Below are 8250 nucleotides of genomic sequence, written 5' to 3'. Positions count from 1 at the left end.
AATATAGTTATCAATAAACTCGACTGTCGCAGGATGATTATACACATCATCTATTGCTACTAAGCCTTGTTCAAATATCGATTGGTAATAAATTGGAAAATCGCTGGCTTTAAGCACTAACGATTGCTCAACAAATCCTTGCTGCTCTACAAACAAACTCATGCAATGCATTTCATCGTTAAGCTCATCAAACAACCACACCGAGGCCCGTTGCACACCCAAGACTTCGCACATAGACTGCACAACTAAGCTTTTCACGTCATCAAAGTTACCCGCTAACACCTCAGGTGACACAGTTAAGCTTGCCAAGTTTTTATTGTACTGATTGGCTTTTTTACTCTCTAATTCAAGGTGCTTATGAGTATCAATATTTTGGAAGGAACCATACACACGAATACAACGACCATTTTTATATTCAGCTTGGCCAATTGATTTAACCCAGCATTCATTGCCAAGTGCCGTCACTATAATTAATTCAATTTCCCAACTGTTACCTGTTATTATGGCATCTTTGAATAACTGACTGATCCTATCTCGGTGATAACCTTCCTTGTAAAAATCAAGTGCTTGACTAATAACTGGTTGATAATCTTCAGCTACTTCATGGATTGCTTTCACTTCGTCTGACCAATACATAGTATTGGTTTCTAAATCGACTTCCCAAGCACCAATTTGACCTTGCTTACTCATTGCTTCAAGGAGGCTTTGCTGGCGATAAAGTTGCGACTGGGTGTGGTAACGCTCTGTAATATCATGAATAAAGCCATCTAAATACAAGATATTACCGGCGTGGTCGTACACGGCTTGACCTTTTTCATGCACCCAATGGGTACTGCCGTCCAAAGCAAGTATACGGTATTCTACAGACCATGGCTGATGGGCTTCAATATCAATTCTCACCTTCTGCGCTACGTTTGCAACATCATCAGGGTGAATTAACTCAACAAAGCTCAGCTTATAATTATCAACCAAGTCATTTGGTTCATAGCCGGTGATAACTTTTGTTTGCTCACTCAGATACAGCATGCTCCATTGCTCATCATATTTACAGCGATAAACAATACCTGGAATATTTCCAACCAGTGACACAAATCGGTCACGACTTAATTGCAATTGTGTTTCTGTCTCTTTTCGCTCAGTGATATCAAGGTGAGTACCTATCATGCGCTTTGGTGAGCCATCACTATTTCGCTCCACGATACGTCCGGTGCTCAGTACCCATACCCAATGACCAAGACGATGCAACATGCGAACTTCGCAAACATAATAGTCGCTTTCACCGGCAAAATGTTGTTCTAAAAGCTGCCCTGAGCTGACAAGATCATCTGGATGAGTATATTTACTCCAGGTATTAAAGTCAGTCGGTTGCAGCTCTTCCAAGGTATAACCGATAATACTCGCCCAACGGTTATTAAAGTATGCTTTGCCGGTATCTACATACCAATCCCAAATTCCCACGGCAGTACTATCGAGCACGAGTTGTAATTGTGTTTTATGCTGCTCAAGTTCTAATTCTTGAAGTTTTAAAGCTGTTATGTCGGTACGAATTGCAATATAACTTTGCGGCTTACCTTGTTCATCTAAAAAAGGCGCTACTGTGGTATCAACCCAATAAAAAGCGCCATTTTTAGCTCTATTACATATTTGTGCATGCCAAACTTTGCCCTCTTTAAGGGTTTTGTACATGCCTTTAAAAAAGCCTTTCGGATGGATACCTGAATTTAACAAGCGGTGATTTTGACCAATTAACTCGCTTTGACTATAACCACTAATTTCACAAAATTTACTGTTTACAAAGGTGATCTGCCCTTTTATGTCGGTCACTGCCACTATAGCGTGCTCGTCGAGAGCACTTTTTTGTTCCGCTAATTGTTGCAAAGCCAATTGCAGTTCTGCACTTTGCTGTTCAAGCCGTTCTTGTTGCTGGACTTTGCTGCTAACTAAATGTTCTAGATCAATCGAAAGCTGATGTAATTCACTGCTATCATCCAAAATAGGAATATTACTGCGCTCACCTTTCGTGATTTCTGCACTGGCATTGGCAAGAATAATAAACGGGCGAGATAAACGCCGTCCAAACCACCACGATAAGATTAAAATCACTAAAAATGCCAAACCATTGGCAAGTACGGCTGCAAACTTATAGTCACTGGCACTTTGCAACATCACGGCTGCGGGTTTCTCAACCAACAACTGCCAGCCGGTAGCATTGGCAAAATTCAAGTCAGTCAAAATAGCATAATGCAGGGTATTATCTGTTTTATGGTAAGTGAAAACATGCTCAGTATTTGCCGAATTTGTAAAAAAGTCAGCCTTTGGCAATAAATCGGGATGTAATTGAGCCCCCGTTATTTCGCCATTTTTGACGATAAAAAACGTCAGTTCTTCATTGTTATTATGGATATGCTCTAAATTATCGAGCAGACCTTGAAAATTAACATCCACTATAATTATTGCATGTAAACCGCGTTGATTATCTACCATAGGTAACGCGACAAAATGATGTATTTTCGCCCCCACTGTTGATACAAATACACTTTTTTGTCCTTGCTCTATGGCCGCGAGCATGGCAATTAACTGATCGCGGTTTAGGGCTGGTAAAGCACCGTTATTAACAGGGTTTGGCGTATTTAATGGGTCGAAAATAATATGAATTTCATTAACAAAATCATAGCGAGCAACAAACTCATCAATCAATAGTTGTTTATTAAGCTGGCTGTGACTGAGTTGATCATTTAATAAATAAAGATCTTTAATATGATCAGCAAACCAAATATCAGCAAATTGCTTACCAATACTACTTAGTTCGCCAAGTTCGGTATGGGCACTTTTTTCAAGAGAGTTGCTTACATGTTGAAAACTGAACCAAGACATTAGGATAAAGGCGCAAGCGCAACTACAATAAAAGTGACAATCAGTTTGGTCCGTATGGATTGGCCTTTATTCTTTATCAGGCTGTTTAGCATCGTATTTCCATTATCAACATTAATATATTTAATCACTTACGTAAGCACCTGGGTATATTTATGCACTAAATAACACAAGACGCAAGTTTATGCGCCTTGTGTTAGGTTATACAATAAACCTATTTACTGTCGTTATTACCCCGGTAGAACTGCTGACTAAATTTTGCGTAAAGCACAGGCAATACAAATAAAGTCAAAAATGTTGCAGTAAACAAGCCGCCTACAATAACTGTTGCCAATGGCTTTTGAATTTCAGCACCGATACCGGTTGAAATTAACATCGGGATCAAACCTAGTGCAGAGGTTAATGCCGTCATCAGCACCGGACGTAACCGTGATAATGCACCATTAAATGCAGCGGTATCTAAGCTATCACCGCTTTTCACACGGTTATTAATACTTTCAACCATAACCACACCATTAAGTACCGCTACCCCAAACAAGGTAATAAACCCCACCGAACTGGGAACTGATAAATATTGGCCTGATACATATAGTGCAACCACACCACCAATCACAGCTAATGGCACATTCACTAAGATCAGCAATGCTTGGCCAATCGAGCCAAACGCAAAATAGAGCAGCAGTGCAATTAACACCAGTGAGATAGGCACAACGATAGATAACCGCTGTTGTGCTCGTTGCTGGTTTTCAAACTGGCCGCCAATACTAATGCCATAGCCTGGCGGTAAATCTACTTGTTCATTAATGGCAGTACGAATATCAGCAACCACAGAGCCCATATCGCGCCCTTGAACATTGGCTTGGATCACCACTCGACGCTGAACATCGTCACGGCGTACTTGCGGCGGCCCAGATTCAATATTAACCGTTGCTACATCTCCTACGCGTACCAAAGCACCTGTCGGTGATGATAAGCGTAAGTCTGCAATAGCTTCTGGGCTGTCACGAAATTCTGCGCCAATACGAACATAAATATCATAACGCTCATTAGCATTAATTATTTGCCCAGCGGCAGTACCACCAATGCCATGTTGGACAGTGGTCATTAAATCACCCACCGATAACCCATAGCGAGAAAGCGCTAATCGGTTTGGTTTGATCACCAATTGTGCCTCACCGGCAATTTGCTCCATGGCAACATCTTTTGCGCCAGCTACACCTTTTACAGCTTGTTCAATAGCTTGACCTTTACTGACCAACACATCTAAATCAGCACCAAACAGCTTGATCGCCAGCTGTGCTTTTACCCCTGAAAGTAATTCATCCACCCGTGTCGCTATCGGCTGTGAAAAGTTAAATAATAAACCAGGGAACTGCTCTAGTTTTGTCTCCATTAACACTTGCAGTTGTGCTCGGTTATCAGCAGATTGCCACTCACTTACAGGCTTTAAGCCTAAGTATATTTCAATGTTATTGACTGGCTCTGGATCGCCGCCTACTTCTGGGCGACCAACACGACTCAAGGCATATTCGACTTCTGGAAACTCAAGCAATATTGCTTCAAGTTTTGGTGCAACTGCCAGTGCAGTATCTAAACTAGCAGAAGGTGCCAAAGTCACTCGTAAGTTAATGGTGCCCTCTTCAAGCTCTGGCACAAACTCTGTGCCTAGCTGCGGCAATAACACACCCGCTACCACGACTAATACAGCAGCTACGGCAATCACTGTTTTACGCGCACTCATTGCCCAGCCCAAACACAGCTTATAAGCTTTATCTAATGGCTCTAGCACCACACTGCGTCTTAGCGTCACACCATTGGCAAATAAGTACACCGCCAGCGCTGGCACAATCACCAACGCCACAATAACAGCCGCAACAATTGCTAACATTATACTGATTGCCATAGGCTGAAACAGCTTAGCTTCAACGCCTTCAAAACTAAACAATGGCATAAATACTACTAAGATGATCAACGCCGCAAAGAACACCGGGCGCGCAACTTCTTGAGCAGCTAGCTTAATACGCTCAACATAACTGTGTGATTGAGTGCTTGGCTGCGTTAAATGACGGAAGATATTTTCTACCATAACCACCGAGCCATCCACTAACATACCAATTGCAACAGCAATCCCGCCCAATGACATTAAATTTGCAGAGAGCCCAAACCACGCCATCACGCAAAGTGCTAAGCCAATTGAAATTGGGATCGATAATAAAACCAATAACGTGGCGCGCAGATTCATTAAAAATAATGCTAACACCACCACAATAAACACAAATGCCAACAACAACGCATCAACCACAGTATCAACCGCTTTGGTGATCAGATCAGCTTGGTCATACAGGGGTTCAAATGTTACACCATCAGGTAATGCTTGATTAATTAACTCAATTCGCGCACTGATACCGTCGATAGTTTGTTTAGTATTAGCGCCAATACGTTTTAACACCACGCCTGTTACCACTTCACCCAGCGATGTAATATTACCATCAGCATCTTTTTTACTCATGGTCGCCGCGCCTTGGCGGATTTCGCTGCCTAATGACACATCAGCTACATCGGCAATAGTAACAACCGTTCCATTAATGGTTTTCAGCGGCGTTTGCGCAATTTCTTGTAACCCTTGTTTACCCGCATTAAACCAGCCAGTCCCACGGATCACCAATTGCTCTTGGCCGCGATTCATATACCAGCCACCCACATTGGTGTTATTTTCTTCAAGTGCGCTCACAACTTGTTGCTGATCTAATTGATAAGCAAGTAACTTATTTGGATTAAGGTTAACCTGATATTGACGAACATCACCACCAAACGACAGTACTTCAGTTACGCCATCAACAGGTAAAATAAGTAGTTTTACAATCCAATCGTTTAAGCTACGCAGCGCCATACTGTCCAAACCAGACTCACCAGATGCCGCCAATAAGTATTGATACACTTGGCCAAGCCCTGACGTGTTCGGTCCCATTTCTGGCAAGCCAATTCCTTCTGGAATAAGCTCTTTAGCAGCTTGCAGACGTTCAAACACCAGTTGGCGCGCAAAATAAATATCCACGCCTTCTTTAAACACCACAGTTACGCCAGATAAGCCGGTTTTTGAAATCGATCTAACTTGATCGACATCAGGCAGGGCATACATCACCGCTTCTATAGGATAGGTGATCAGCTGTTCAACTTCGACAGCAGCTAAACCCGGTGCTTCGGTATTAATCGCTACTTGTACATTGGTTACATCGGGAAACGCATCTAAATTTAATTTAGGGATCACCACCGCACTCATCGCAACTACTATACACAACGCTAAAAATACCAGTAGTCGATTTCTAATAGCAGCATTCACTATTGTATTAAACATATTCGTCGCTCCTAATGGTTATGCGGATCAAAGCCGCCTTTCGCTTGCTCTGATGCAACAAAAAAAGCGCCTTCAGTCACCACTTTCGTGCCCTCTAGCACGCCTTTAATTTCACGAAAACCAGCAAAGCGTTGGCCTAGTTCAACTTCTGTCGAAATAAGCTCACCATCTTCATCTTGTACAAACACCGCCCAATCCCCATCAGGGTTTCTCAGTAATGCCTGCTCAGGCACTGCAAGTACTTTTTGCTCTGTAGCAAATTCAAAATATACGTCACTAAACATACCTGGATGCAGCGTATGCTGATTGTTTTTAACACTTAAACGCACCACTCGTGAGCGTGTGGCTTGATCTATCGTATGCGCTTCTTGGATCACGGTTGCAGGATACATTTGTTGATTAACTTTAACTTGAGCCGTGGTTCCTTCGTCAATATCAATTGTTTGATTTGCCGATAGTTTTGCCTCAACCCACAGTAAGCGCTCATCGGCAATTAGCATAAGCTCAATCCCAGCATCAACTCGCTGACCTTGAGCGAAATTATCGCTTAACACTGCACCAGAGGTGCCTGCGAAAAGTGTGTATTCACCGAGTTTTTCAGCGGGAATATCTGCACTTTGCTCAATCGCTTTGCTTGATAAACCAAATGCTACCAGCTGACTCTGCGCTACTTCATATTCAGCCTTAGCTGTCAGTAAACGCTTTTCACTCACGGTGCCTTTACCCATTTTTTGCACTCGTTGCAACTCAGCTTTCGCTAATCGATACGTGGTTTGCGCACTGGCAACTTCAGCACTAAATAAGCTGACCAATGGCGCGCCCGCTTTAATGTGCTGCCCTAATGTGGCATGGCGTTTTACCACGATTGAATCAACTCGTGGCGACAGCACATAGCTGCTATAGCCATTTGCCTTAATCTCACCTGGTGCATAAAGCTGTGATTGGTAAATACGTTTTTCTAACTTGCTGATCTGCACATTTGCTAAGCGCATTTGGGTGTCTGTTAAGCGTACCCCACCGGCTTGCTCGTCGTGCTCTGGCTGCGGCTGTGAAACAGCTTGTTCATCCTCGTGAGGAGCTTCATCAGCTTCGTGCACATGCATAGCTTGTAATTGTGCTTCGCTGTGTTCATGGCCTGATTTGGCGTGTTCAACATCTTGCGGTGTAGATGTGGCTGCCGGTACAAAGTTGGCAAACATTAATACAAGGGCAGAAAAAGTAATATTTAAGCGCTTCATAAGGCAGCTCCATCAATAAGAGGACGTGTAAAGGTGGTAATATAATTGCTAAGTTGGCCACTTTTAGTTAACCAATTAACGCTTGCCAATTGACTTTGCTGAACAATCTCAACGCCAGCAAGTAAACCTGATATACGTTGTTGACGCATCGTAAGGTATTCAGCTGTGCTGATATCGCCGCTTTGCCATTGTTGCTCAATCAATTCGAGGCTACTGTCTGCATTGGCTTGGTTGATTGACTGCCAACGTTTTACCCGCTGAGCATAAGCTTGCATCACTTCTTTACTCGCTTGTGCTTGAAATGTCATTGTGCGCTGTAACGCTTGATATTCGGCTTCCTTCGACATTGCCTGCAATTCAGACGCCTGATATTCATCACTAAAATCATTCAATATATTCAGAGGCATAGAGAAGTTTAACGAGACAATACTATCATCGCCATTTTTACCCGCAGCAATCCCTACCGTGGGTTTAACAGCGCGTTCAGCTTTGATCACGTGTGCTTGTTGGCGTTGATATTGCCATTGTGACTTAACCAATAATAGCTGTGGATGCTGCAACACATTGTCAGTGTTGGTATTGGTGTTAATACCAGTAAGTAAGCGCTCTGGAGTGATCGCAGTGTCTTCACGCCATGCCGGTAGTAAGGCTTGAACTGCTAATTTAGCATCGGCATAAGCACTGGCTTGTTTTGCTGTTTGATTCAAAATTTCAGACAGTGAATATAAAGCCAGTTGTTCATCAAGCAGCCCGACTTCCCCAGCCGCTCTACGGCGTTTAATTACG

4 protein-coding genes are annotated in these 8250 nt (G+C 42.9%); all 4 read right to left on the bottom strand.

Annotated elements, in window-relative coordinates:
* The coding region (locus tag V7783_RS20775; protein ID WP_335680353.1) for a PAS domain-containing protein at positions 1–2874 on the bottom strand (2874 nt) is incomplete at its 3' end.
* Between the two features lie 211 nt (positions 2875–3085).
* Positions 3086–6226, bottom strand: a complete 3141-nt coding sequence (locus tag V7783_RS20770; protein WP_335680352.1) for an efflux RND transporter permease subunit — start codon at positions 6224–6226, stop codon at positions 3086–3088.
* A gap of 11 nt (positions 6227–6237) precedes the next feature.
* The gene (locus V7783_RS20765) at positions 6238–7464 is read right to left on the bottom strand and encodes an efflux RND transporter periplasmic adaptor subunit (RefSeq protein ID WP_335680351.1); all 1227 of its coding nucleotides are present in this window, start codon (positions 7462–7464) and stop codon (positions 6238–6240) included.
* Positions 7461–8250, bottom strand: a 790-nt coding sequence (locus tag V7783_RS20760) for a TolC family protein (RefSeq protein ID WP_335680350.1), incomplete at its 5' end; no start/stop codon positions are given. The genes V7783_RS20765 and V7783_RS20760, both read right to left, overlap by 4 nt.

Origin of the sequence: Pseudoalteromonas sp. (genome assembly GCF_036960685.1) — a bacterium.
In the GTDB taxonomy this organism is placed as follows: Bacteria; Pseudomonadota; Gammaproteobacteria; order Enterobacterales; family Alteromonadaceae; genus Pseudoalteromonas.
This window is presented reverse-complemented; position numbering and strand designations above follow the sequence as displayed.

Bases quoted from the DNA above. Each gene is read 5' to 3' on its own strand.
- V7783_RS20765 (WP_335680351.1), bottom strand. From the start codon at position 7,464: ATGAAGCGCTTAAATATTACTTTTTCTGCCCTTGTATTAATGTTTGCC.
- V7783_RS20770 (WP_335680352.1), bottom strand. From the start codon at position 6,226: ATGTTTAATACAATAGTGAATGCTGCTATTAGAAATCGACTACTGGTA.